At 47.5% G+C, this 25,380-nt stretch carries 18 protein-coding genes and 3 tRNA genes; 9 read left to right on the top strand and 12 right to left on the bottom strand.

Annotation, left to right across the window (positions count from 1 at the left end):
• Positions 1 to 3: 3 nt before the first annotated feature.
• From secD to B076_RS0103375, 5 genes are all read right to left on the bottom strand, one after another.
• Positions 4 to 1,887, bottom strand: a complete 1,884-nt coding sequence (gene secD / locus B076_RS0103395) for a protein translocase subunit SecD (protein ID WP_028486060.1) — start codon at positions 1,885 to 1,887, stop codon at positions 4 to 6.
• 73 nt (positions 1,888 to 1,960) lie between these two features.
• Positions 1,961 to 2,290 (bottom strand): preprotein translocase subunit YajC, encoded by a 330-nt coding sequence (gene yajC, locus B076_RS0103390; RefSeq protein WP_028486059.1) that lies wholly within the window; start codon positions 2,288 to 2,290, stop codon positions 1,961 to 1,963.
• Positions 2,291 to 2,439: 149 nt separating this feature from the next.
• Positions 2,440 to 3,552, bottom strand: a complete 1,113-nt coding sequence (tgt, locus tag B076_RS0103385; RefSeq protein WP_028486058.1) for a tRNA guanosine(34) transglycosylase Tgt — start codon at positions 3,550 to 3,552, stop codon at positions 2,440 to 2,442.
• A 25-nt stretch (positions 3,553 to 3,577) separates the two neighbouring features.
• Entirely contained in the window at positions 3,578 to 4,633 is a 1,056-nt protein-coding gene (gene queA, locus B076_RS0103380; RefSeq protein ID WP_028486057.1) for a tRNA preQ1(34) S-adenosylmethionine ribosyltransferase-isomerase QueA, read from the bottom strand.
• 175 nt (positions 4,634 to 4,808) lie between these two features.
• Positions 4,809 to 6,740, bottom strand: coding sequence for a putative bifunctional diguanylate cyclase/phosphodiesterase (locus B076_RS0103375; RefSeq protein WP_028486056.1), 1,932 nt, complete (start codon positions 6,738 to 6,740; stop codon positions 4,809 to 4,811).
• Positions 6,741 to 6,982: 242 nt separating this feature from the next.
• On the opposite strand from B076_RS0103375, the gene B076_RS0103370 reads away from it, so the two are divergent.
• Both B076_RS0103370 and B076_RS0103365 read left to right on the top strand, forming a co-directional pair.
• A tRNA-Leu gene (locus tag B076_RS0103370) sits at positions 6,983 to 7,069 on the top strand.
• A gap of 37 nt (positions 7,070 to 7,106) precedes the next feature.
• Positions 7,107 to 7,183: transfer RNA gene (locus tag B076_RS0103365), tRNA-Val, on the top strand.
• 155 nt (positions 7,184 to 7,338) lie between these two features.
• Here the strand turns inward: B076_RS0103365 and B076_RS12025 are convergent.
• The 6 genes from B076_RS12025 to B076_RS0103330 all read right to left on the bottom strand — a co-directional run bounded on the left by B076_RS12025 (position 7,339) and on the right by B076_RS0103330 (position 16,536).
• Positions 7,339 to 8,553, bottom strand: a complete 1,215-nt coding sequence (locus B076_RS12025; protein ID WP_245566306.1) for a metallophosphoesterase family protein — start codon at positions 8,551 to 8,553, stop codon at positions 7,339 to 7,341.
• Between the two features lie 14 nt (positions 8,554 to 8,567).
• Complete coding sequence (locus B076_RS12020) at positions 8,568 to 9,308, bottom strand: histidine phosphatase family protein (RefSeq protein WP_038150381.1); 741 nt, start codon at positions 9,306 to 9,308, stop codon at positions 8,568 to 8,570.
• A gap of 154 nt (positions 9,309 to 9,462) precedes the next feature.
• Positions 9,463 to 10,476 (bottom strand): Wzz/FepE/Etk N-terminal domain-containing protein, encoded by a 1,014-nt coding sequence (locus B076_RS12015; RefSeq protein ID WP_084205700.1) that lies wholly within the window; start codon positions 10,474 to 10,476, stop codon positions 9,463 to 9,465.
• Positions 10,476 to 12,947 (bottom strand): SLBB domain-containing protein, encoded by a 2,472-nt coding sequence (locus tag B076_RS0103340; protein ID WP_169721403.1) that lies wholly within the window; start codon positions 12,945 to 12,947, stop codon positions 10,476 to 10,478. Before B076_RS0103340 ends, B076_RS12015 begins: the two co-directional genes overlap by 1 nt.
• Positions 12,948 to 13,139: 192 nt before the next feature.
• Entirely contained in the window at positions 13,140 to 14,096 is a 957-nt protein-coding gene (locus B076_RS0103335) for a hypothetical protein (protein ID WP_157753502.1), read from the bottom strand.
• Between the two features lie 154 nt (positions 14,097 to 14,250).
• On the bottom strand, positions 14,251 to 16,536 hold the full coding sequence (locus tag B076_RS0103330; RefSeq protein WP_028486053.1) for a YjbH domain-containing protein: 2,286 nt from the start codon (positions 16,534 to 16,536) through the stop codon (positions 14,251 to 14,253).
• 391 nt (positions 16,537 to 16,927) lie between these two features.
• Here B076_RS0103330 and B076_RS0103325 point away from each other — a divergent pair, with 391 nt between their 5' ends.
• The 7 genes from B076_RS0103325 to B076_RS0103295 all read left to right on the top strand — a co-directional run bounded on the left by B076_RS0103325 (position 16,928) and on the right by B076_RS0103295 (position 24,340).
• Complete coding sequence (locus B076_RS0103325) at positions 16,928 to 18,484, top strand: NADH-quinone oxidoreductase subunit L (RefSeq protein ID WP_028486052.1); 1,557 nt, start codon at positions 16,928 to 16,930, stop codon at positions 18,482 to 18,484.
• Positions 18,481 to 20,928: a YbcC family protein gene (locus B076_RS0103320; protein WP_028486051.1), complete on the top strand. Its 2,448-nt coding sequence runs from the start codon at positions 18,481 to 18,483 to the stop codon at positions 20,926 to 20,928. Before B076_RS0103325 ends, B076_RS0103320 begins: the two co-directional genes overlap by 4 nt.
• 201 nt (positions 20,929 to 21,129) lie before the next feature.
• Positions 21,130 to 21,205: transfer RNA gene (locus B076_RS0103315), tRNA-Asn, on the top strand.
• Positions 21,206 to 21,395: 190 nt separating this feature from the next.
• The gene (locus B076_RS0103310) at positions 21,396 to 21,992 is read left to right on the top strand and encodes a helix-turn-helix domain-containing protein (RefSeq protein WP_028486050.1); all 597 of its coding nucleotides are present in this window, start codon (positions 21,396 to 21,398) and stop codon (positions 21,990 to 21,992) included.
• Positions 21,993 to 22,206: 214 nt separating this feature from the next.
• Positions 22,207 to 22,545, top strand: coding sequence for a P-II family nitrogen regulator (locus B076_RS0103305; protein WP_028486049.1), 339 nt, complete (start codon positions 22,207 to 22,209; stop codon positions 22,543 to 22,545).
• A gap of 20 nt (positions 22,546 to 22,565) precedes the next feature.
• Entirely contained in the window at positions 22,566 to 23,819 is a 1,254-nt protein-coding gene (locus B076_RS0103300; RefSeq protein WP_028486048.1) for an ammonium transporter, read from the top strand.
• Between the two features lie 77 nt (positions 23,820 to 23,896).
• The gene (locus tag B076_RS0103295) at positions 23,897 to 24,340 is read left to right on the top strand and encodes a GNAT family N-acetyltransferase (RefSeq protein ID WP_028486047.1); all 444 of its coding nucleotides are present in this window, start codon (positions 23,897 to 23,899) and stop codon (positions 24,338 to 24,340) included.
• A 135-nt stretch (positions 24,341 to 24,475) separates the two neighbouring features.
• On the opposite strand, the gene B076_RS0103290 is transcribed toward B076_RS0103295, so the two are convergent.
• Positions 24,476 to 25,162, bottom strand: coding sequence for a type 1 glutamine amidotransferase (locus tag B076_RS0103290; protein WP_028486046.1), 687 nt, complete (start codon positions 25,160 to 25,162; stop codon positions 24,476 to 24,478).
• Positions 25,163 to 25,380 lie beyond the last annotated feature (218 nt).

The following is a 25,380-nucleotide window of genomic DNA, read 5'->3' as shown; positions in this document are numbered from 1 at the left end:
ATCCTAAATAGAGAGTTTTTCAACACGTTTGTTGCCGTACATCGTATTGATGATGGCGCGTGTTCCCAAAATGGCGGTAAACATCGAAGTCAAAATCCCGATCGACAAGGTAATGGCGAAGCCCTTGATTGGTCCGGTACCAAAACTGAATAGAACAATCGCCGCCAACAAGGTGGTGATGTTGGCATCGGCAATGGTCACAAACGCCTTTTCGTAACCGGAGTAAATCGCCGTCTGAATGGAGCTGTTGCGCAACTCTTCGCGAATACGCTCAAAAATCAGCACATTGGCATCCACCGCCATCCCCACGGTCAGGACGATCCCGGCAATCCCGGGCAAGGTCAAGGTGGCTTGCAGCATCGATAAGACCGCGACAATCACCACCAAATTCAAGGTCAGAGCCAAATTGGCGACCATGCCGAATGTTTTGTAACGCCAGGCCATCACGATCAGAACCAAAATGAAACCGACAACGACCGACATGAAACCTTGGTTGATATTGTCCTGCCCCAAACTAGGCCCAACGGTACGTTCTTCAACGATTTCCATAGGAGCCGCCAAAGCACCGGCACGCAGCAGTAACGCCAAATCCTGAGCTTCCTGAGGCGAATCCAATCCGGTAATCTGGAAGCGGTTGGCGAACTGTCCGCGAATCACCGCCGCATTAATCACATCTTTGGTGGTGATACGTTTTTTGACCTTGTCACCATCTTGCTCGATGGTCTCGACGCGGTTTTCGATATAAACCACCGCCATGCGATTGCCGACGTTCTCTTTGGTGGTCGCCAGCATCTTGCGCCCACCGGCTCCGTCCAAGGTGACGTTGACCATTGAAGAGCCTTGCTGAGGATCGATGCCCGACTGAGCATTGATGACATTTTCACCACTGACGATGACACTGCGCTTCAGCAATAAAGGCGTACCATCGCGGAACTTATAGAGTTTAGAGCCGTGCGGTGCATAACCAGTTTCTTCCGCTCGGAACGCATCCCCACGCTCCTCAACCAAACGGAATTCCAGCGTCGCTGTCGCACCCAAAATCTCTTTGGCGCGGGCGGTATCCTGCACACCCGGCAACTGCACAACAATTCGGCGGTCGCCCTGCTGCTGGATGACCGGTTCGGCGACACCCAGTTCGTTGATACGGTTACGCAAAGTGGTAATGTTCTGCTGTAGAGCAAACTTCTTGGTCTCGGCGATGGCACTTGACGACAAGTTCAATGAGACCATCGGGGACGCAGTATCGGTCTTTTCAAGTGCCGTCAACTCATCAGCATATTCACGCTGAAGCAAAGCCAAGCCGGCCTGCATGGTTTCAAGATCGCGGAACTTGACCCACAGCGCCTCCTCTTCGTAATCGGCACTGAGGTAGCGGATTTTGTTCTCACGCAATACGCCCTTTACTTCATCCTCATAACGCAGATAGGCTTTCTCAACAGCCGCATCCATGTCCACATCCATTAAAAAGTGAACCCCGCCGCGCAAGTCCAAACCAAGGTACATGGGCTCGGCACCCAAGGCACGCAAAAAGTCCGGCGTAGCCGGAGCCAGGTTCAATGCCACAACCGCGCTGCGCCCCAAACTTTCTTTCAATAAGGATTTGGCCTTAAGCTGATCTTCGGTGTTTTCAAAACGAATCAAAAATTTGCCGTTTTCGAATACCGATGTTTTCACCGCCAAATTGGCCTGAGAGAGAATTTGTGAAACCTGCTGCTCGGTTTCGTCATTGAAAATCACCGATTTTGCTGGCGAAATCTGTACCGCGGGGTCATCGCCAAACAAGTTTGGCATGGCGTAAACTAAACCGATCACCGTCACCAATACCAACAATAGGTATTTCCACGCCGGATAACGATTGGCAATCACTTTCTGCTGTGTTTGAAACATTTTTGGAATCCAGTTTTTAAGGATTATGAAACAACAAAAGGGGCCTGATGCCCCTTTGTTTGAACTGCAACGATTATTCGCCTTTCAAGGTACCTTTTGGCAACAAACGCGAAATATTCTGACGTTCTATTTTAACCACGACATTGTCCGCGATTTCGATGTCGCAGAAGGTTTCGCTCAATTCACGTACCTTGCCGCCTAAACCGCCGTAAGTAACCACTTCGTCACCTTTTTTAATGGCCGCAACCAGAGCCTTATGCTCTTTGACTTTTTTCTGCTGAGGACGAATCAATAGGAAATAAAACACCACAAACAACAAAACCAAAGGAATCAATCCTTCCCAGCCGCCACCTTGAGCCGCTGCCGTGCCTTCTGCCATTGCATCACTAATAAAAAAACTCATATTCTTCCTCTCCTAAATAAATAACATTCAAAGCTTAAAGCGCTTTGCTGTGGCCATATTGTGGCACAGCTGATAGTAAAAATCTGCTAAAATTCACCAGGCCTGCTCATTTTTTATGAATAAAATCGCACACCCTATCAAAGCCGGCTTTATAGGACAGGAACCGTCTGCCCGATTCCGGCATAAAAGTCCTCAACAAATGCATCCAATTGATTATCGGCAATCGCTTGGCGCAAGCCGCTCATCAACGTCTGGTAATAATGTAAATTGTGAATGGTGTTCAAACGTGCACCCTGAATTTCATGACACTTGTCCAAATGGTGTAAATACGAACGTGTATAGTTCTGGCAAGTATAACAATCACACTGCGGATCCAAGGGCAACAGGCTGATCTTGTGCTTGGCGTTGCGAATCTTGACCACCCCCTCGGAGGTGAACAAAAAGCCGTTACGCGCATTGCGGGTCGGAATGACGCAATCGAACATATCCACCCCGCGACGCACCGCCTCGACAATATCTTCAGGTTTACCGACGCCCATCAAATAACGCGGTTTATCCTTGGGCATATGCGGCTCGGTGTAATCCAAGGTCGCCATCATTTCTTCTTTAGGCTCGCCCACCGACAGGCCGCCAATGGCATAACCATCAAAACCGATCTGTTTCAAACCATCTATCGACTCGATGCGCAGATCTTCATACATCCCCCCCTGAACGATGCCGAACAAGGCGGCCGGATTGTCGCCATGCGCCTCCTTGGAACGCTTTGCCCAACGCATCGAAAGCTGCATCGACTCTTTTGCCACCTCATGACTGGCGGGATACGGCGTACATTCATCAAAGATCATCACTATGTCGGAACCGAGTTTTCGCTGAACTTCCATCGATTCTTCCGGCCCCATGAAAATCTTGGCACCGTCAACCGGACTATTGAAGGTGACGCCCTCTTCCTTGATTTTGCGCATCTTGCCCAAACTGAAGACCTGAAAGCCGCCGGAATCGGTTAGAATCGGCCCATCCCAATGAGTAAAGTCGTGTAGATCGCCATGCAGTTCGATGATATCCGTTCCCGGACGCAACGCCAGATGGAAGGTATTGCCCAAAATGATTTGCGCGCCGGTTGCCTTGACCTCTTCGGGCGTCATGCCTTTTACCGATCCGTAGGTTCCCACCGGCATAAACGCTGGGGTTTCAACGATCCCGCGCTCAAATTTTAATCGGCCTCGACGAGCCCGTCCATCCATATTATCTAACTCAAATTCCATCGGATTTCCTTACTGGTCAGGCTGTCTAAGCGACCGGTTGTTTGGGTAAAATCAGCATGGCATCACCATAGCTGAAAAAACGATATTGTTGCTCGACCGCATGGGCGTAAGCGTGCATGGTATGTTCATAACCAGCCAGAGCCGATACCAGCATAATCAAAGTGGACTCGGGCAGATGAAAATTGGTGAGCAGGCCATCAACCTGTTTGAACTCATAACCCGGCGTAATAAAAATATCGGTTTCACCCTGGTAGGGTTCAATTTCACCACTGGAACTGAAACGGGTGGCACTCTCCAAACAGCGCACACTGGTGGTCCCCACAGCAAACACCCGCCCGCCTTTAGCACGAGTCTGGCGAATTTTCTCTACCAATTCCGCATCCACCTCAAGATACTCGGAATGCATCACGTGTTCGGAAATATCATCCACCTGAACCGGCTTAAAAGTACCTGCGCCGACATGAAGGGTCACAAAACCAAGCTGCACGCCTTTGGATTGAATCTCCTCCAACAACGCTTCATCAAAATGCAACCCGGCTGTTGGGGCTGCCACCGCGCCGGGCTTGGCAGAATAAACTGTTTGATAGCGCTCTTTGTCTTCGACCGCATCTTCACGTTCGATGTACGGCGGTAACGGCATATGGCCGTGCGCTTCAATCAAATCCAAAGCACTTTGCTCGGACAGCACTTTTAAGACAAACAACGCACCCTCGCGCCCCAGCACTTCAACGTCAAACGACCCTTCTATGGTCAGGACTGCACCGGCTTTCGGGGCATTGCTGGAACGCACATGGCTCAAAAGGGTATTTTGATCTACCACTCGCTCAATCAGCAACTCCACCTTGCCACCACTCGACTTCTGGCCATAAAGGCGCGCGGGAATCACTTTGGTGTTATTGAACACCAGCAAATCATCGGCGTTTAGATAGTTCAGCAGATCGGGGAACTGGCCATCAACCAGGCTTTGTTCGGGCTCGACATTGGGGTTTAAAACGAGCAATCGACTGTCTCGGCGCTGGGCGGCCGGCTGTTGGGCAATCAATGCTTCAGGTAAATCAAAGAAAAAGTCTTGTCTTTTCACGAGGGAAATTCGCCACTTCGAAGGAATCTCAAAGCGTACCGGCGTCCATAAATAAAGCCCGGTATTTTCGCTCAATTCCCACCCGTTTTCAAGCGCTTAGCCAATATCGGCCGCCAAAAGGGAAAAATCGAGCCACCAGGCCTGCTCATTTTATCGAAACCGAATTCAACACAGCCTATTGAATGACCGCACCAAAAGGGATGTAACTGTCGGGACCACCAATATGGCTTAAGGAAATTTTTTCAGGCGCGACCGGGCGACTGAACAGATAACCCTGACCGATATCACACCCCAAGTCGGCCAATAATTGGCGCTGCTCTTCGGTTTCAATGCCTTCGGCCACCACCACTAAATCAAGATCGTGCGCCAGATTGATAATGGAACGTGCGATCGCATACTGGCGTTTGTCTTCGAGTATATTGACCACAAAAGCACGATCAACCTTCAAGGTATCCAGCGGGAATTGCGTTAAATAGTGCAAAGAGGCAAAGCCGGTTCCAAAATCATCTAAGGCGATGGAAAAACCTTCGGCCTTCAACTGGTGGATTTTTTCGATACTGCGCTCAATATTGTTCAACAATACCGTTTCGGTCAGCTCTATCTGCACGGAAGAGGAGTCGACACCCAAACGCTTAAATTGGTTAATGGCCTGGTTACAGAAGTTATCGTCCGCGAACTGCCGGGCGGAGACATTGATGGAGTATTTCATATTAATACCCTGCTCCTGCCATTTTTTGATCTGTCGTCCCGCCTGTGAAATCATGACTTCGCTCAGCGACCATATCAGCCCCGTTTCCTCCGAAACCGGAATAAACACACCGGGCGAAGGAGCCTGACTGCCGTCGACATTGATCCAACGGGCCAATACCTCAACCCCGATGGTCTGCCCGGTTTTCATATCCACCAAAGGCTGATAATGCGGCTGAATCAAGCCATCATGCAAGGCATTTTTCAGCTGGGTCTGCAAGCCCACCATATTAGAGGCGTGCTCGGCCATTTCCTGCGAAAAGAACTTCATCGTCAAGCCCTGATTCTTGGCCTGAAACATCGCCGCATCGGCATTCTTGATCAAGATTTCCGAATCCATGCCGTCATGCGGATAGACGGCCACCCCAACACTGCCGCCGACACTCAAGTTGTGTCCTTGGACAACAAAAGGCTCTTCCAGCATCTGGTTCATCTGCATCACGCAATCCTGGATCGCCTCTACCGACACATCTCCGGTTTTGATAATGACGAACTCGTCGCCACCAAAGCGGCTTATCACTCCGTTATTGGTGCTCATGCAGCTGTTCTGAAAACGCTGAGCGACCTGTTTGAGCAACTTATCGCCAACGGTATGGCCGTGAGCGTCGTTCACGTATTTAAAGCGGTTCAAATCCAGGAACATGACCGCAAACTCATGGCTCTCCTCTTCGGTGTGATCGTTCAAAATCAAATCGGCCAGATAATCCGAAATATAGCGTCGGTTTGGCAAATTGGTTAAGGGGTCATAAAAGCCCATTTTCTTGAGCTTGTCGTCGGTCAGGCGGCGCTCCGTAATATCGATATTGGTGGAACGGATACTGATGACTTTGCCCTTTTTATTATGTACCGGGCCGCACAAATGCTGTATCCATCGAATCGCCCCACTTTTGGTGACAATCCGTAACTCAATATTTTCCGCCTCGCCATTACTGTTAACGTGGTGTACATGGCCATGCCACAAATCCCGATCATCCGGATGGATAATAGAATCCATAAAGCTGGGCTTGGCATAAAATTCATCCTGTGTATAACCGGTCATCTCCAGTACCGCAGGCGACACATATTCATACTCGCCCTTTACCGAGCGAACATAGGTGAATTCCAGACTGAAATCCACTGCAGCTTTGAACAACGAACTCTTACGTTCCATATCCGACTGCAACAGCTTGATCTTAATCAGCAGCAGCGCCACAAACAACGAGGCCAAAGCGGGCATAATAAAATACGACCACTCCATGTGCGCCTGCACCTGGCTGAACTGTATATAGGCAAACGGCATGATCAACAGCATAGCCAGCAAAACCGACCTGACGTAAATGACCCACCTTTCCCTGTAATCAAGACTCTTCAATATCGCCATCAACTATTTCTCTTCAAAGCGGACTAACTCATAAAAATTTGTGAATGTGGATTATTAAGAAACCTTATCAAAAGGTCAAAACACATTTTTTTATCAAGCCACTAATAAACTCGATAGCTTGTTTAGGCCTGACTCCCGTTTGCACAACGATTTGATAGTTAAATCCAATAAAAGTGATTTATTCTCGGCAGGAGACTTGACAGGCAAAGCGGTTAAATCTATAATCCGCCCCGCACTACAAAGCCAGTGTGGTGAAATTGGTAGACACGTCGGATTCAAAATCCGATGCTAGTGATAGCGTGGCGGTTCGAGTCCGCCCACTGGTACCATTTTTAAGTTCTCGACTTAAAAATACCCTTCTATTGTACGACCGTAGCTCAGTTGGTTAGAGCACCACCTTGACATGGTGGGGGTCGGTGGTTCGAATCCACTCGGTCGTACCAATCCTCATATATCAATTCAAAACCATTTAATACATACCTCTCCGAATTGAGAATATACCTCCCATTTTTTTCTAATTACTACCGATCATGCTATTAAAAGCAAAACCTTGCAATATTTTAGGCCTCACTTCTATATGCTACTCCAGTGTCAGAGCTCAAGACTTCAACTGATTAGGGTGAAAACGTTTTATCGCCGGAAAATCGCCACTCAGCCCGGAAACTAAACCATCAGAACTGAATATGGTCACCGCTTCTCCTGGCACTGGCATATTCGCTTTTTGACGACAATTGGCATTGAGCTGGGTATCGCATTCAAAGTTCAGCATGCCATATCGCACAAACAGTTGCTGGCCGGCCTCATGGCTTCGATGCCCGTTCACAATCGCAAATAAGTGATGATCACGCAGACACTGGGTTCCGGCCTCCGTCAGCGGCCAATCGTTTTCCCGGTATTTGGTTCGGAACACATTGCCAAATTCGCTGTAGTACATTTGGAATATCCGCCCCTGAGACAGTTGCTGGCGGAACTCCACATTCAAAGCTTCACTACCCTCATTCACCAATCGACAAGCCATGCGATCATCCAAACCGGCATGACTGAACACATAACTGCCTGAGACATGCATCAGATCTAATTCATTGAAGAACCAACTGAACTCACCCTGTTTATCGACAAACAGAGATTTGGCTTTACGCGCAGCCAGATAAACCTGCTGCAAACTCAATCCGTATTCCTGACAGGCCTGCATAAAATCGTCACGCTTTTTGCGGATCTGCTTAATCTCTTTTCGAATCTTTTTCTCCGTCATAAAGCCGGATGCATACTCCGGAAAATGTTCAAACCATTCCTGAGTAGGAAACAATTCCGCTTCAATCTGTTCGTCCGACTTCTCAAGAATGGACTCTCCTTGACAATACTGCTGAAAAATCTCGGCAAACAATTTGGCAGTTTTACGTCCCATGCGGACAAAAAAATGGCATTGACGCACATCATCCATGAAATTCATTGCCAACAGGCCTGCGTAAATTCGAATGTCATGATTTCCAGCCAACAAGACCAGGTCAAGACCGGACGCTCTAAGGGCTCCAATCAGCCTAAAAAGCGCAAGATTACTGGGACCCTTATCAAAGCAATCGCCACCGATGACAACCTTTCCGTTGTGACCGTTAGCGGTCAATTTGACGGATTCCAGACTGCTTGTTTCGGCAACCAACCCACTGAGTTTCAAGGAACGCAAAAAAGCCTCAGCATCCGCATGCAAATCGCAAAAGAAGTAGGTGTCTTTTTGGGGTGCCATCCAGTTATCAACCGGCACCTTAAAGTCAAATTCAGGCTTCCATTCAATAGAACTTTGTAACATCGAATGCATCATGTTTTCCTTGTTTAATCAATAAGGATTGGTTGAGAATCGTTTGAATCGGTATACCTGAGCTTCCAGTCACCGGCCAAGTGCCGCCAAGAAACGGAATGATTTGCGCCCAGAGTCAATTCAAAATAGATCGGAGAAGCGTGGTGCATCGAATAGCGGGAGACCTGTTCAAACGACAACAGTCCCATCAAATAAGCGGCATGACGAAAGGCCGCGCCATGCCCGACCATGATTTTAAGACAATCCTCATCCTGCTCGGACAACAACGAAATGCATTGCGATTCGATAAAATCGGCTACTCTTTGACCCGCCTGCAGCAATGATTCAGCGCCATCAACCGGCAAACAAAACGCACTGTCAGACTTCCACCCCTCGGGCAAAGGATTATGTCGAGGGTCGTTTTTCACAACCGTTTCGATCTGACTCAAGGTCAGGTTGGCCAAAGCCCCGACAGAGCGCTCATTCAATTGAGCGTCAGACTCCACTTTCCGTTCTGGAATCAATGCCTTAAAGGCAAGGTTTTGTGCGATAACATCGGCGGTTTGCCAAGCCCTAAGCAGGTTGGAACTGTGAATGACAGGATGGATTGACAATGCTTGATGCTCGGCAAACGCAATTATTTGCTGAGCCGCTGAAACCGACTGCAGCCGACCGCCATCGGTCAGTGGATAAGGTTGAAAAGCACTGGGCGTGCTCAAGCTCTGGTGGTATTCACCATGACGAAGAAAAGCGAGAATGAGTCGATTCGTATCCATTCAAACCACTATACGGCGCTTGTTTGAAAGAAAAATGACCGAGTAATGACAGTTTTTTTAACCGTGGATGAGAAAGCCAGAGCGGACAAAGGAAAAAACCGCAGGGAATTTACTTCCACTGCGGTTTTTGAGGTTAGAAACTTAGGAGGAATAGTTATTTAGGCTGGCTTAAATTCGCTCTCCAATTCTGAATCAACACAATAAAAATGGATAACATCAACCCCAGAACAAAAGCTACAGCGACCATCAAGCCTCTTTTAGGTTTAGATTTCTCTTCCGGTACCACAGCAGGATCAATCACCTTGAAAACATACTCGGCATGAGTTTTTGCAAGCGTAATGTTTTTAACATGCTCTTCAATCAAGCCAAATAAAATTTCACGCAACTCCAATAAATTGGTCTGCTGAATCTGCTCTTTAAGATACTTGATGGTACGTTCTGAACTTTCGATGGTTTCATTGCGAAGCCTTTCATTCAAATCATCCACAATCTGGTTTGCCCAATCACGAGCCTTAACCGGGTCATACCACTGAATCGAGAGGGTGATAGCCGAACTTTTCTTGTCTTCACTGACACTCATCACCTCCTTATCAAACAGCTTATAGGCTTTCCATAAAGAGGGCTCACCCGGCGTAAGCGACTCTTGCCCAGCATAATTAACCGGATTGGAATCAGGCAACCCCAGTGAAGCTTTGACTTCATCAATCAAGCCTGGTTTTTTTTCTTTCCAAGCCTGGCGCTCTTGATCCCAGCTTTCATAAAATAGAACAGGCTTAAGTTTATTAGAGACAATAAAATCATTAATAAATTTTCTGGACTTCAACACACTGATAGCCTGCTGACTAAGGTCTCCCTGTGAAGAAGGCAGATCGATACCGGCCATGCTTGCTAAACCACCGTATTTGGAAGCTAGACCTGACAGGCCACCTGATGACCCGGTATTGACCGGCACCATAAGCACCTTAGCCTGATACTGATTAGGGAGCTGCAAGGCAATCAAAGCTGCAAAAAGCATTGCGGCAAAACTAAATAGAAAAATGAACCATTTACGTCTTGCCAAAACCGAAAACAATTCAGCCAAATCGATTTCATCATCCATGTCAGCAGCAGTTAGTCTTACTCCTTCCGACTGATTGACTCTCTCATGTGTATTCTGGTGGTGACTCATCAATCAAACACCCCAATCGTTTTCAAGGTAGCGGCGGAAACCGCGAAGTTAGCCAATATTTTGGATACATTAGTCCAAGTTATAATCGGATTGATGCTTTCCACATCCATTGGCACCACAATGGTGTCCCCAGGCAGGATTTTAAGATGTTCGTCTGTGCTGAACCAACCCAGCTCAAGTCGGTCAATGGCCCCGTCACCGTGTACAACGTAAATCGAACTCGCATCAGCACGTTTACTCAAACCACCGCTCATGGCAATGTATTCGGTCGCACGTTTGCCCTCTTCATGTATCACCGAAATGGTTCGCGACACCTCACCCATAATCACCACTTCGTCGGAACGTTTAGGCACATAAAGCACATCACCATCCCGCATCTCTACCGCCATGGTCGACGCATAACGCTTAGACTTATCAGGATCGAAACCGACAACCAGTCGTCCGATGGCCGGCGTCTGCTTGATCTTATCAATCAAAGCCTGCCCCATGGCTATCATCGCCGGCCCGGTATCCTTCTCCATGATTCCGGCATCGCGACGCGCCGCCAACAAGAGGTTTTTCTCAAGCTCTATGGCCAGCTGAGCTAACTCACGTTCCTCCTGAACCTTTAACTGCTCACGCGTGAACACCGTGTTTTCAGGGGCCGCCCACTCGGTAAAGCCTCCGGCACGCTCAATCACTGAGGCCAGCGTTTCTCCGGGAGAAACCGTAAAGGTACCGGGATAGCGGACTTCGCCTTTAATTGTGACCTGCTGTGCCGCATCAGACCAGTCCGACACCTGCTTGATGCTTAATTGATCAAAAGGCTGTAAAAGAAAGTTATTCTGGCTATCGCCCTGCATCGCCAAATCCAAATTGAAATGGATACGTTCCACTTCCCTTTTTTCACCCTCGGCCACTTCATAACGCACCAAATCCGTGCCATTCAGCATTGCCTGTTCTCTTAAGCCGCCTGCGGCACGAATAAGGTCTTGAATGCGGTCAGCTTTCCCTAACGGATAGGAACCCGGAAAACGCACCATTCCACTCACAGAAACCACATTAGACACATTTTCTTTGGTTGCCTGCTGTTGGAGTTTTTCCAATACCAAATCAATGAATTCTCGACGCAAATCACTGTCGTCACGATTCAATATGAATATCTGATCTTGAGGCCACAGCAAAACATCCTCATGACGCCCCTGATGAATTTTCGACCAATCAGTAGTAATGACTTCATAAGCGCTGCCGATTTGTTTCTGACGGAGAATGATCTGATAACCCAGGTCGGCTTGACGCTTAAAATCACGATAACCATTCAAAAGACGCCCCAAAGAAAGCCCTTCCGACCAGGAATAGGTTCCAGGGTGCGTCACCTCACCAACCACATCTATCGCGTTATTCAAATCCTCAGAGACACGTTTCACGTCAATCTCATCACCATTGTGCAATAGAGAACGCATTCCTTGTTTGGTACTCAAATCGATGCTTTTAACGTTGGCTAAGCCATTCTTTGCAATGCGAGTCACCAAAACATCTTTCTTGTAGGCGGTCGCTTTAAGGCCACCAGCAAGAGCAAGAAGGCTCTCCAGACGGCTTTCGTTTTTCAGTTCATAAATACCAGGCCTGCTCACTTCTCCTCGAAGGGAAATCAAACTTCCAGCCGTCGGAATAAAAACGGTATCGCCCGGTTGCAGCCGTACATCATCCTGACTATCCCCCTTCACCAGAAGATCATACAGATCCAAACTCGCGATAAGCCTTCCTTTTCGCTTCAATTGAATGTTGCGATAGGTTCCGATGTCGGATATTCCGCCACTTACATACAGCGCATGAGTCATCGTCGCCATGCCGCTCACCAAATAGGACCCCGGAGTTCTGGACTCTCCCATGACAAAAATCCGGAATGAGCGCAAATTGCCCATCGTGATACTAGCATTCACCCCCATACCTAGGTTTTCAACACGCTTAGATAACGCCACTTTGGCTTCAGAAAAACTCAAACCGGCCAAATTGACCGGGCCAATTTCTGGAAAATTGACTTGGCCGTTACGGTCAATCACCAACTCATAAACATGATTCTTGGCTCCAAACAATTGAACCTTCAGCTGATCGCCAGGCCCCAACACATAATCGGTCGGAACCGGAATATCATTCACGGGGGCAAAAGTGGTGGGCTTACCTGCAAACAATTCGGAACCGAATCGCTTGAGTTTTAGTGAGGTTTCATCAAAACCTTCTGATTTACTTTGCCATGCTGAATCCTCCAAGCCCTTTTCTTTATCAAAAGAAAGAGGTTGAACCGTATCTTTAACGGGTTCCAATTCGCTTTGTTCTGGTGCAATGGGATTCAACAGATCCCGACTGAGCCCTTGGGACTCAAGCAATTTTTGCTGTTGGGCTTTGGGCAAAGATTGAAACAGTTCAATCTGCTTCAAGTCGGGAGTAGAAGCACTCGCCACCCCACTCAGCAAACTTAAAAAAACCAACATCAGCAACCAATTCGATTGCCTTATTTTTTTCAAAGCCAAACACACCACCAATCCCATCTCCAAAATATTCGTTTTTATTATTTAGAATAAGCAAATTATATAAGCATATTTTTATTAAAAAACCTACTTAAAAGCTGGTTTTACACAAAAAAAAACCTCCCGAAGGAGGTTTTTTTTTGTGTAAAACAATTCTTAAATTGTTTCCGTACCGGTTACACCTGTGATGTAGTCCACGTCATCGTTATCCAAATACTCTGTTGCATCAACTGCTACCGGTACCAAACCGCCTGGCACAGTATCATCGATATTATCAACAAAATTATCAACGTCATCCTGGATTGACGTAGCTCCGGCAACCGTCACTTCAGTTAGTAGCAATGCATCATCGCCAATATCATCAACTTTATTAAGAATAGTGGTTGTCTTACTGAAAAGTGCATCAAAATCAGTTGCTGCCCCTGTCAAATCTGTGGCTACGGCCTGAATTGTATTTTCAATCAAAGTGGCATCTAAAGTCGTCGCACCACCGGCAATCAAAGCTGACAATGCTTCAACCACACTGTTGGAGTAGGTCAATAACTGATCATCCACACCTGCAGGTTCGATCGTAGCCAAATCAACCAGTCCCGCAAGCGCAGACACCAAGTAAACGATTTGCTGAGAAGCCGCAAACAGCTCCGTGCTGGTTGCCGGGTCAGCAGACAGATCCGCATCCGCACTCAATCCCAAGAAAGAACGTACCAGCGCTTCATCACCTACTGTCTGAACTAGAGTTGAGATAGGAGTAACGGCTGTTGCGCCTGGGGCAGCCTTAAGCACACCATTGAACGGCGTTCCGGTTGCCGTATCCGTACCACCCTGGGAAACGATCACATAATCCGATCCCATAGAACTTGGAATATTAAGAGTGAAATCACCATTCGCATCCGTTAGAGCCTCTGCGGCCACATCTGAAGCTGCATCGTAAACGCCATTATCATTGAAATCGGCAAATACAAACGCCCCTTCAATGTACCAGTCAACAACAGAACCACTTTCTGTAGTCGTATCCGGATCTGAACTACTGCTACTGCTACTGCTAAAACACCCAGTCATACTCGCAATCGCGGCCGATGCAAACATGGCCAATACTATCTTCTTTGCCTTCATGATTTTTCCTCTTTCATTAAGTCTGTTCATAGCCGCATTTGTCTGCAACCACAAAACCATTCAAATTCTATGAAATTACACCTTTTACAATTTATTTTGTCAATTCTATTTACGCAAACACACGCAAAAATTCTTTATTAAGCAATGCATTACTTCAATTCAGCAAATAATCGACATGTTTTTGAATGTAATCCGGCGTGAAACGCCCATGCTGCATTCCTTCCTGATGCAAGGTTTGAGAAATCCAAGGATTCAAACCGACATTAACATAGTTGGCATTGGCGCTGGTTAGGTTACGACCTTCTCCAGATGGATCATCCACCGTGGTGACGATTTGATGCGTCCAATTTTGATCACCGGAGATCGACACCGGCCCCAATTCAATTTTCTTTTGCCCCCAAAACGGGAAGCTGATGCCTACGCCGACTTTAGACCAGCCTAAGTCCGATTGGACATATTGAAGATTGACCGTGGTATCTCCCAAAAAGGACTTGAGCGTCACCTTGCTGGAAAGATCCTGCTCATAATATTGACCATACTCATAGTTCAAGGCCAAGTTCAAAGAGCTCCACAAATACTCATATCCCAACACCTCAATCTCACGATCGGCAAGACGGTAATCATTAGGCCCATAAAGTTCGCCGTACAGTTTCCCAAACTGCGCGTAAAACTGATGCTGACCGCCCCAGCCATACCAGCGAGTGGTGTTGATCAAGGCATTATAAGGACGATCATAAACATGCAAACGCCCTACCGAAGTGGTGTTCAAAAGACTTGGCAGAGGCTGGATTGTTTGGTGCAACATCAGTTCACTCCAACGACTTTCATGACGACTGTCGTCGAACACCTCGCCGTCATTGAAATTATAGCTGTGGGCAACCGGCATTTCATGCACCAGACTGGCATTAGCACCTTGCCATAACGGAACCTTGAAATTGGTTCTTAAAGCCAGTGAATAATCCCAAATATCATATTCATGACCATAGAAAGCCTTAAACGCAGGCGAAACTTCTATGTCCAGCCACTCCTGCTTGCCTGATGAGGCCAATATACGGCCCTTATGATGAAACTGATTCGCGAACTGCACCCTAAACTGCGTTGACGTCGGTGACTTACTTATACCTTTTTCATTTTCCAACAACCAGTCAACCTCAACCGACAAGGCCATAAGCGGCTGCCCTTCTTTAACGGTCAGAATTTCTATATGCTTGAATCGCTCAATTCCGGACTGGTTTTTAAGCTCTGTCATTAAAGCTTTAAGTGCGGCAAACTCGCCATGTGCATAAGCACGATTCTGATATGAAAGATACAAAGTCGAAGCGTTTGGATCGTAAGAGAAGGTTAAATGCTCAAACCCTGCCTCAATCAATTTAGCTTTAAAGCCTTCCGCCCAAGACATAAGCTGTTCATCCACATTGCCCTGTTCAGTGTAAATTTCAGAATTAATAACTTCATTTCCGGGAAACAATGCAAATTCACTTTCCAATCTATTCAATACGGTTTTTTCTGCATTTTGGCGCTCTACAGAAGACACTTCAGCCCCAGACATTTGGGCTATATAAGCCGTTTTCTGGCTAGAGTTATCAGAGATATATTCCGTCTGACTCGCTTGTTCGGCTTTATAATCAGGCGAGTCATTTTTGCTAGACGAGGCTCGACCCAAAGGTATATTTAAACCAATAGAGAAACTGGGATCTTCATCTTCCAGAGAGGAATACAAAACACTTGAGGCCATCAAGTTCATATCCCAACCAAAAGGTTGATCCCAGTTAAAGGCGACTCCGGCACGTTGCTCCAAACCGTCATGCTCTGCTTGAATTTTTGCAAACGAACTTACTTTTACATCCAGGCCTGCAAATACACCATCCAGCATCTCATCATGGCGCGAGTCCAAGGCTTTTTGGGCATAACCTAAAGTCGCGTCGACAAATCGGCTATGAAATGTTGAAGTCGCATAATAACGCCTTTCTTTTACAGCCAAACCTGCCGCATCCTGAATTCCCACTGCAAAAGAAGGCCAACTGGACGGCAAAGGCAATTTATATTTCACATTACCAATCAAATCTCGACTATCAAAATTGCCATAGGTATGGGTCTGATAACCCTTCTCATGTACTTCGGCCAACCGCCCAAACAATTCCAGCCCAGGAAATACGCCCACACCAAACAAAAAGTTCTGCGCTTCACGGTTATCTAAAGATTGGTATTCCGGATTCAAAAAATTGTTATAGCTCATTGAAACATTGCCATAGTCCATGACATCCGCAGTTGGAATGGTCAATAAGCCGGTTGCGCCATAAACGGTTTGAGACTTGAACTCAAGCCTGTCTTCAGCCATGGGTGATTGACTGATCGAGATCAATGCCAAAGCAATGACCGACTGACGTAAAAGAGGAGGTTGGGGTTTATGTTTCTTTTTCAGGGCAGAGGAGCAATACAACTGTAAATACCTACATAAATAAAAATGGAATTAAAACGAACTTTAAAGGCAAAATTCCGTAAACACAAATTAATTATCAGAATTAATACAGCCGTTAAACATTCTGCGACCGCGTCAATTAATCTCCACTGATTCAAAGCATGTAATTTAGGGTGTCGTCCATCACATGCCTGCCACTCTATGGCTCACATAGGAATTACCAATTTTTCTTTATCCTGGGTATTTCTTACCATGATGTTTAAGTTTGCAAGCAATCGCCTTATTGTTGCGATTACTTTATCCACCGAAAATTTAAGCCTAAGCGCACAGTGCCTACTGCCACCCCAACTCCTGAAATTTCGATTTCATAGGGTAGAGCCACAGGCAATAAAGGGATCAAAGGGAAAACATTATGGACAGTCAATGGATTGGGTCGCTGCTTTTGCTGGCGATTCCACTGTTATTCTTTATTACGGCTTTAACCAATGAGCGACGTGCAAACTGGCGTTTAGCCATGAATATCAGTTTGCTGGCTTTAGCAATCTCTATCATTCTGGGCACTCTGACCGTTATGGACAGCCTTACCTTAAGCAAAAACATGACCTGGATCACCCACTCTCCGGTCAGCCTGGTGATGCTTGGATTAATCAGTTTCATTGCCTTTGTCAACATACGCTACTCCAGCGCTTACATGGTGGGAAACCGCGAAGAAGAACGTCGATATTTACGTTGGCTGCTTCTCACACTGGGAAGTGTGACCCTGGTTGTCATCAGCAACCATATGCTTCTCATGATGCTCGCATGGATTTCGATCAGCATCAGCCTTCACCGTTTGCTGATTTTCTACCCGGAGCGTCAAAGAGCGGTATTGGCAGCGCACAAGAAATACATTTTCGCCCGTTTGGCGGAAGCTTGTTTATTAGGCGGAATGTTTCTGCTCTATTATCAACATCAAACCTGGTTGATAAGCGACATCTACCAAACCTTAAGCGTTGCAAAAGAACTGAGTTATCTTGACCAGTTTGCGGCGACACTCTTGGCCATGGCTGCTCTAATAAAATGTGCCCAATTGCCCCTGCATGGCTGGCTCATTCAAGTCGTTGAAGCCCCCACACCTGTTTCCGCCTTACTGCATGCGGGGATCATCAACTTGGGCGGTTTTTTGATGATTATCTTCGCCCCTTTAATCATGCTTTCCAACTCGGCACAATGGCTATTGCTGGTTATAGGTGGACTCACGACCGTACTGGCTGCATTGGTGATGATGACTCGTGCCACCGTCAAAGTCAGGCTGGCTTGGTCTACCATGTCGCAAATGGGTTTAATGCTGGTGGAATGTGCTTTAGGACTCTTTGAATTGGCACTACTGCATCTAGTGGCCCACTCCTGCTACAAAGCCTACGCCTTCTTAAATTCCGGATCCGAGGTGGAATCCACCATGAAACGTCGCCTGGCCAAAGCTCAACCCCCAACAACCACTGATTGGATCCTGGCAGGCCTGCTGTCAATTGCCTTGGTCATTGGCCTGATCTGGGTCATGAACCTGCCTGAACCTTACAGTCCATGGCTACTGTTCGCCATCGCCCTGACGCTGTTGCTGGCAGAAAGAAAAAGTCGTTTAAATCAAGCTTCAATTGTTTCCATGCTTGGTCTTGCCGCGGTGCTTCTGGTGATTTACAGCCTCGAAAAAACCGGCGCTCACTGGATTGCCTCCTCGATGACCACCAGTGTGGGCTGGGCGGGCGATCTTTGGGTCGCGGTATTGCTGATCGGTTTCTTCATCGGCTATATCTTATTACGCTACCACGCCAACAGACCTGCCATGACCAGAGTTTGGCGCGCATTTTATGCCGGCTTCTATCTGGATGAATGGGTTACGCGATTGAACTTGCGAATCTACCCCACACGTCTTCCGGTTCGTTTCAAGCCCAAAAAATTGCAGATTCCAAAAGAGGAGTTAATCAAATGACATCCGCTCAACTTGCTTCACAGGCGCAAGCACTTGCGCCACACTTGAACGAATCTCAAATAACACAGCTTAGACAAGCGTGTGAACGCATCGCTCCCACCTGGCCGCTGGACGAGTTGATTGCAGTCAACCCTTGGTGGGAAATGCGCCATCACCATTTCAGTGACGTGTCCGCCAAGCTGACCGCATTGACACAGGTCAACTGCTTGATGCCCAAATCCTATTATCAGTCTGTCTGGATGGAAAGCCTGCAGCCACAACACCTCAGCCAGGCGGCTCAAGAAGTGGATGCCGATCTAAGTGTGGAATCCTTGGAACGCTACCTACTGGAAGATGACGAATATACTCACTGGCATAACGTCAGCGACTTCGTTGATAGCGGGCGTGACCGCAAGTATAAAATGGCCTGGCGCGATGAAATCACCCATCAGATCAGTCAATTCTGTGCGGACTTTTTTCGCGAAAAACCGCTTTCAGAATCCTATGCCAATACCTATCAAGGACTTTATTCCAGCTGGCTGGCCTCGACTCGTTCAGACAAAGGTATCGAAATACTCATGGCCGAAAACGGCCTGACAGAGCAATTTCTTGATTTGCCCGACAGCGCCGAAGACTTGCTGGCCGAAGCCTTGGCTGGCTTGGGTGTGCCCGCACACCAGATTGGCGACTATAGCCACGCGCTTTTGATGGACGTAAACGGCTGGGCTTCTTGGGTCGCCTATCTGAAATGGCAGGATGGTCTTCAGCAACATGACAACCAGCTCATGCTCGACTTTCTGGCCATTCGCATGGCCTGGGAATGGGTGCTGTGGCGTCATCAAAAAAACAGTGACCGTTCCGTTTTCAACGAACTCAAAGTCATGTGGCGTCATCAACTGACTATCCTGCCCAAGTTGATTGAGACCCACAAGGAATCACAAAGCAAGGCATGGGTTTGGCAACGTGCGGCGGAAATCGCCTATCAATCGCAATTGCATCAACAATTGCAACACGTCTCTTCCGCCAAGAAAACCCAAACCGAAAGCCAGCCCCTGCTTCAGGCGGCTTTCTGCATCGATGTTCGATCGGAAGTCATGCGCCGAGCGCTCGAGGCTCAGCATCCCGACATTGAAACCCTAGGTTTTGCCGGTTTCTTTGGACTGCCAATCGAATTTCAGCCAACTGGAAGCGAGGTTGCCAGACCTCAGCTACCAGGCCTGCTCAAATCTGCAATTCGTGTTCGTCCGATCACCGAATCGACCACGCTGATCGCCACCGAGCAAAAACTTAACAAAAAAGCCCGCTGGATCGAATGGGGGAATGCTCCTCCAGCCACCTTCAGCATGGTCGAATCCGTTGGGCTGATGTATGCCTTCAAACTGTTACGCAACAGCCTGTTTCCAGAAGAACATGCACATCCGATCAACAATCTGCCCATGCAGGATGATTTTGAGTTGAGTCAGGATGGCGAACCGGTCAGCCTGCAGCAGAAAGTCGAACTGGCCGCCGGAATTCTCAAGGCGATGGGGCTGGATAAGAATCTGGCCAAACACGTCATGCTGGTGGGTCACGGCAGCAGCAGTTGCAACAATCCGCATGCTGCCGGTCTCGACTGCGGTGCCTGCGGCGGACAAACCGGTGAAGTCAACGTCAGGGTACTGGCCTACTTGCTCAATGACCCCCAGGTTCGACAAGGCCTGGTGAATCAAGGGATGACTATCCCGGAAGACACCCAGTTCATTGCCGCCATGCACAACACCACCACCGATGAGTTTACCTGCTACGGAATAGATCAAGTCCCTAACGAGCTGCAATGCTGGTTAGAACAGGCCACGACTTTGGCACGTCAGGAAAGAGCCACCCGACTCGGCTTAACCCATCTGCACGGTCAAGCCCTGCACCAATCCATCAAGCGTCGCGCCAAGGACTGGTCCCAGGTACGTCCGGAATGGGGGCTTTCCAATAACGCCGCATTCATCGTGGCTCCCAGATCGCGAACCCGCGGCCTGGATTTCGAGGGGCGCACCTTCCTGCACGATTACGATTATGAGCAGGATACAGACAACAGTCTGCTCACCCTGATCATGACCGCCCCAATGGTGGTCACCAACTGGATCAACCTTCAATATTATGCATCCGTTTGTGACAACCACATCTACGGAAGCGGCAACAAGGTTCTGCATAATGTAGTGGATGGCGGCATCGGCGTATTTGAAGGCAACGGGGGAGATTTAAGAATCGGCTTACCCATGCAATCCCTGCACGATGGTGAAAACTGGATGCACGAACCTCTGCGTCTGAGCGTCTACATCGACGCCCCCAAAGAAGCCATTGAACGGGTGGCAAAAGAGCATGAAGCGGTCAGAAACCTGATCGACAATGAATGGTTGTATTTATTCCACTGGGATCGGAATGGCCACATTCAACGCCTTCGTAACCTTGAATGGAAAGACGCCTCAGTCTAAACCTGTCTAAGGCCCTTAAAAGGGCTTGAATCGCTGTACAAATGACAGTTTATGTAGCCATTTTTTTCAACATTGGGACAAAACCGGGCAAGCCTGTTTTTAAAGCGTCATAAAAATGAAAACTTTTTATAAAAAGGGGTTGCAGAGCCCAAAATTTTCCCTATAATACGCACTCATCAAGCGACAAGCTTGGTCTACTAATCCCGATTAGTTCAGTTGGTAGAACACCGGACTGTTAATCCGTATGTCGCTGGTTCGAGTCCAGCATCGGGAGCCATATTCAAACCCCAAGCCTATTCAATAAGCTTGGGGTTTTTTATTTATACCTCTCCCACTTCTCATGGCAAGCTGCCGTTTCTATCGAATCACTAGCTGTAACACACTCTAACCCTGTATAATTACCCACGTAATTTAGGTTTCATTCAGTCCTTTATTGACTTCACTTACATGGTATTTACAAGACAGCTATGAGCATAAAAGAACACCAAACCCTAGATCTGCATATTGGAAAAATCATCAACACTGCGCGTAAGAAGCAAGGCCTGACCATTGCGGATATTGCCGAACAATCAGGCATCAGCCGCGGCATGTTGAGCAAGATCGAAAACGGACAGGTTTCTCCCAGCTTGGATTCATTGCTGAAAATCTCCAGAGCATTAGGTGTGCCTATCTCGTCATTCTTCAGGGAGTTCGATTCCGAGGAAGGCGGTGCACAGCTTGTACGATCAGAGGAAAAACTGGAGGTGGTTCGCAGAGGCACCAAGGTAGGTCACACCTACCACTTGCTTGCTTACGACCACGGGCCCAAAAAGCTATTTGAACCTTTTTTAATCTCGCTGGACAATAAAAGCGAAGTCTTTCCAACCTTCAGCCATGAGGGTAAGGTGTTCATGCACCTTCTGGAAGGCGAGCTGATTTATCGCCATGGCAAGCAAACCTATCATATGAAGCCTGGCGACTCCTTGACCTATGACGCCAGAATTTCGCATGGCCCGGAAGAGCTCATCGAAGTGCCTATTCGCTTTCTAAACATCATTTTTTACGACCAGAACGCACCAGAATAACTCCCATCTCCACTACTATTGGTGCAACTTTATTTCCTAAAAAGAAATAACCCTTCCCATTTTCACCTAAGCCAATGATTTGAATTAACTTTTTATTCCTGGCATTAAACTATCTTTACCCTTGCTGGTATTTGTTCCATACCAACTTTGAACCAAACTGCTGAAATTTTGTGCGGTTTGGTTCTTTTCAATTTCTTTTGAGGGGGCTCGCGATATGAAACTAATTAAAGCGGTCATTAATCCTTACAAACTAGACAGTGTTCGAGAATCTCTTTCAGAGCTAGGCGATTTTGGTCTGACTGTTTCCGAAGTAAAGGGTTATGGACGTCAAAAAGGCCAGCATGAAATCTACAGAGGAGCGGAATACGAAATTTCTTTTGTTCCTAAGGTATCGTTAGAAATAGCGATAGCTGACGAGATGGTAGATAGAGTGGTTGCGCTTATTGTTGAACAGGCCAAAACAGGCAAAATTGGCGATGGCAAAATTTTCATTTTGCCATTAGAAGAAGTTATCCGTATCCGCACCTCGGAAACAGGCGACGATGCACTATAACTTTTAAGATGGAGTAGATTATGGAAGGGAATTTTTTACAACTATCCTACGCTTTGGATACGTTTTATTTTTTAATGAGCGCTGTACTTGTCATGTGGATGGCTGCCGGTTTCGCGATGCTGGAAGCGGGCCTTGTTCGTAGTAAAAATACAGTTGAAATACTAACTAAAAACGCACTGCTCTACAGTGTGGCTTGTACGATGTACCTGATTGTGGGTTACAACGTGATGTATCCGGGCGATCCAATCAGCGCCTACCTACCTGACCTAAGCTTCTTCTTGGGTGCGGACAATACGGTGGAAGCGGTGATTGCCGGTGGTGAAGGTGCGCCTTACTACTCAGGCATGTCTGATTTCATTTTCCAGGCGGTATTTGCAGCGGCCACCATGTCGATTGTATCGGGTGCGATTGCTGAGCGCATGAAGCTTTGGCCTTTCCTTGTTTTCGCAGTAGTCATGACGTCTGTGATTTACCCTATGGAAGGTTACTGGAAATGGGGCGGCGGTTGGTTAGACCAGCTTGGCTTCCAGGATTTCGCCGGTTCTGTTGTGGTTCACATGGCAGGTGCAGCCGCCGCATTGGCAGCCGTCATCATGGTTGGTGCGCGTAAAGGTAAATACGGACCTAACGGTGAAGTTCACCCGATTCCAGGTGCCAACCTGCCAATGGCGACATTGGGTATGTTTATCCTGTGGATGGGCTGGTTCGGTTTCAACGGTGGTTCGGAACTGATGGTTTCAAACGTCGATGAAGCCAATGCAGTTGCGGCGATTTTCGTCAACACCAATGCAGCCGCCGCAGCGGGTATGATTGCAGCGGCGTTATTAAGTAAGTTCATGTTTGGTAAAACCGATTTGACCATGGTGCTCAACGGTGCTCTAGCCGGTCTGGTTTCCATTACCGCAGAACCGCTTGCGCCTACTCCAGGTTTGGCCATGTTCATCGGTGCCATCGGTGGTCTGATTGTCGTATTGTCTGTCGTGTTCATGGACAAAATGAAACTGGACGATCCTGTGGGTGCCATCTCTGTACACGGTACAGCCGGTATCTGGGGTATCTTCGCGGTACTATTCAGCAATGCGGATGCAACTTTCTTCGGTCAGTTGGTCGGTACGGTTGCTACCTTCGCTTGGATGTTCATCGCCTCAATCATTGTTCTATACATCATTGATAAGACAATGGGTCTTCGTCCTACTGAGGAAGAAGAGATGGAAGGTATGGATATGAAAGAGTGTGGCATGGAAGCCTACCCTGAATTTGACCACAAGTCATAATTCACGATCCGTTTAAGATAAAAAGGCCGCACTCGCGGCCTTTTTTATTGGCTATAGAATAATAAAAGGAGAACTTTATGAACATACGGGATGCGAACTCCTCCGACCTGAACGCCATGACCGACCTCTTGAAACAGCTCTTTTCCATTGAAGCCGACTTTGAATTTGATGCCCAAAAACACCAGACGGCATTAGCACACATCATCCAGAGTGTCGATTGTGTCTGCAAAGTGGCAACCAATGAACAAGACCGGGTGATTGGTATGGGCACCGCTCAATGGGTCTACTCCACCGCAACCGGCAACAAATCGGCGTGGATCGAGGATCTGGTCATCGACCAAAAGTACCGAAGCCAAGGCATTGGTCAGCAACTGCTGAATCAGATCATAGAATGCTGTCAAAAGGCCGGCTGCAGCCGCGCGCAACTGGTCTACGATTTAGAGAATGAGGCGGCGATTGAGTTTTACCGCAAACAGGCGTTCAATCAAACCCGACTGGGGGTTTTTTCCAAATCATTGTAAGCAAAATGAACAGGCCTGTTCATTTTCAAAAAAAGAAAAACCAGACGGGATTGAATTGAACAGAAGAATGAATTAAACGCGGGAGGGTGTGAGAGATAAAGCAGTGAATACGCTTTTGCCTATTCACCTTTGCGTCTACTTCACTAGATAATCCAACACTTCAAACAACAGCGCTTTCGAATCAGGAAGATACGTTTGGGCTTGAGCCCGCATCTCATCAGGGGTTTGCACATAGCTTGAAGGCTTAAGCGATTCACTGGCATCCGCAATCCACGTCTCAATCGTGTCCACAGTGATTTCGGGATGAAACTGCAACCCAATCACCTTGTCACCCAATTGAAAACCCTGATTTTCACAGGCAGCACTTTTTGCCAGACGAATCGAATGGGGTGGTAATTCAAATGTCTCACCGTGCCAATGAAACACCGGCATGCAAGCGGGCAATGGGAAAACGTCCGTTTGATTGGCCAGCCCTTCAATCTCATGCCAGCCAATTTCGGATTCCGAGTTCGCCACGACCTGAGAGCCCAATGCCGATGCAATCAGTTGCGCGCCCAAACACAGTCCCAAAATAGGTATCGATGCTTCAAGACACTGGCGGATAAAGCACTTTTCGGCTTTAAGCCAGGGATAATCGTTTTCATCATTGACGCTCATAGGGCCACCCAGCACGACCAGCAGTTGAACGGGTTCATCCAGATCAAACCGTGGATGGGATTCATACAAGTTAATATAGGATACCTCCGCCCCCTTTTGTGCACACCAGTCCAAAACCATACCGGCCCCTTCGGTGGCGGTATGCTGCAATATCAGAATCTTCATTTTCAACCCTCTAAAGTGTGTTCAATTCCCGCTAATCCGCTGACCGTAAAGCCAAAACCAATGCTTTAATAGCCTCTTGTCTTCCCAACAAAAAAGCCGCTCGACAAAGTCAGCGGCACTTCAAAATGCTTTTTTCCCATCAGAATCATAACTTAAGCCAGTTCTTGAACATATCCCCACGTTCAATCCTAAACCGAAACCTAGCTGGCTTTATTGCC

Origin of the sequence: Thiomicrorhabdus chilensis DSM 12352 (assembly GCF_000483485.1) — a bacterium.
Classification (GTDB): Bacteria; Pseudomonadota; Gammaproteobacteria; order Thiomicrospirales; family Thiomicrospiraceae; genus Thiomicrorhabdus; species Thiomicrorhabdus chilensis.
Note: the sequence above shows the minus strand (reverse complement) of the source record. Positions and strands in the feature narration are given on the sequence as shown.

Excerpts from the sequence above, each read along its gene's own strand:
- B076_RS0103305 (WP_028486049.1), top strand. The coding sequence starts at position 22,207 with ATGAAACTAATTAAAGCGGTCATTAATCCTTACAAACTAGACAGTGTT.
- B076_RS12015 (WP_084205700.1), bottom strand. The coding sequence starts at position 10,476 with ATGAGTCACCACCAGAATACACATGAGAGAGTCAATCAGTCGGAAGGA.
- tgt (WP_028486058.1), bottom strand. The coding sequence starts at position 3,552 with ATGGAATTTGAGTTAGATAATATGGATGGACGGGCTCGTCGAGGCCGA.
- yajC (WP_028486059.1), bottom strand. The coding sequence starts at position 2,290 with ATGAGTTTTTTTATTAGTGATGCAATGGCAGAAGGCACGGCAGCGGCT.
- B076_RS0103310 (WP_028486050.1), top strand. The coding sequence starts at position 21,396 with ATGAGCATAAAAGAACACCAAACCCTAGATCTGCATATTGGAAAAATC.
- secD (WP_028486060.1), bottom strand. The coding sequence starts at position 1,887 with ATGTTTCAAACACAGCAGAAAGTGATTGCCAATCGTTATCCGGCGTGG.
- B076_RS0103290 (WP_028486046.1), bottom strand. The coding sequence starts at position 25,162 with ATGAAGATTCTGATATTGCAGCATACCGCCACCGAAGGGGCCGGTATG.
- B076_RS0103300 (WP_028486048.1), top strand. The coding sequence starts at position 22,566 with ATGGAAGGGAATTTTTTACAACTATCCTACGCTTTGGATACGTTTTAT.
- B076_RS0103295 (WP_028486047.1), top strand. The coding sequence starts at position 23,897 with ATGAACATACGGGATGCGAACTCCTCCGACCTGAACGCCATGACCGAC.
- B076_RS0103325 (WP_028486052.1), top strand. The coding sequence starts at position 16,928 with ATGGACAGTCAATGGATTGGGTCGCTGCTTTTGCTGGCGATTCCACTG.
- B076_RS0103335 (WP_157753502.1), bottom strand. The coding sequence starts at position 14,096 with ATGAAGGCAAAGAAGATAGTATTGGCCATGTTTGCATCGGCCGCGATT.
- B076_RS12025 (WP_245566306.1), bottom strand. The coding sequence starts at position 8,553 with ATGCATTCGATGTTACAAAGTTCTATTGAATGGAAGCCTGAATTTGAC.
- B076_RS0103375 (WP_028486056.1), bottom strand. The coding sequence starts at position 6,740 with ATGGCGATATTGAAGAGTCTTGATTACAGGGAAAGGTGGGTCATTTAC.
- B076_RS12020 (WP_038150381.1), bottom strand. The coding sequence starts at position 9,308 with ATGGATACGAATCGACTCATTCTCGCTTTTCTTCGTCATGGTGAATAC.
- B076_RS0103320 (WP_028486051.1), top strand. The coding sequence starts at position 18,481 with ATGACATCCGCTCAACTTGCTTCACAGGCGCAAGCACTTGCGCCACAC.
- B076_RS0103340 (WP_169721403.1), bottom strand. The coding sequence starts at position 12,947 with ATGTTGGTTTTTTTAAGTTTGCTGAGTGGGGTGGCGAGTGCTTCTACT.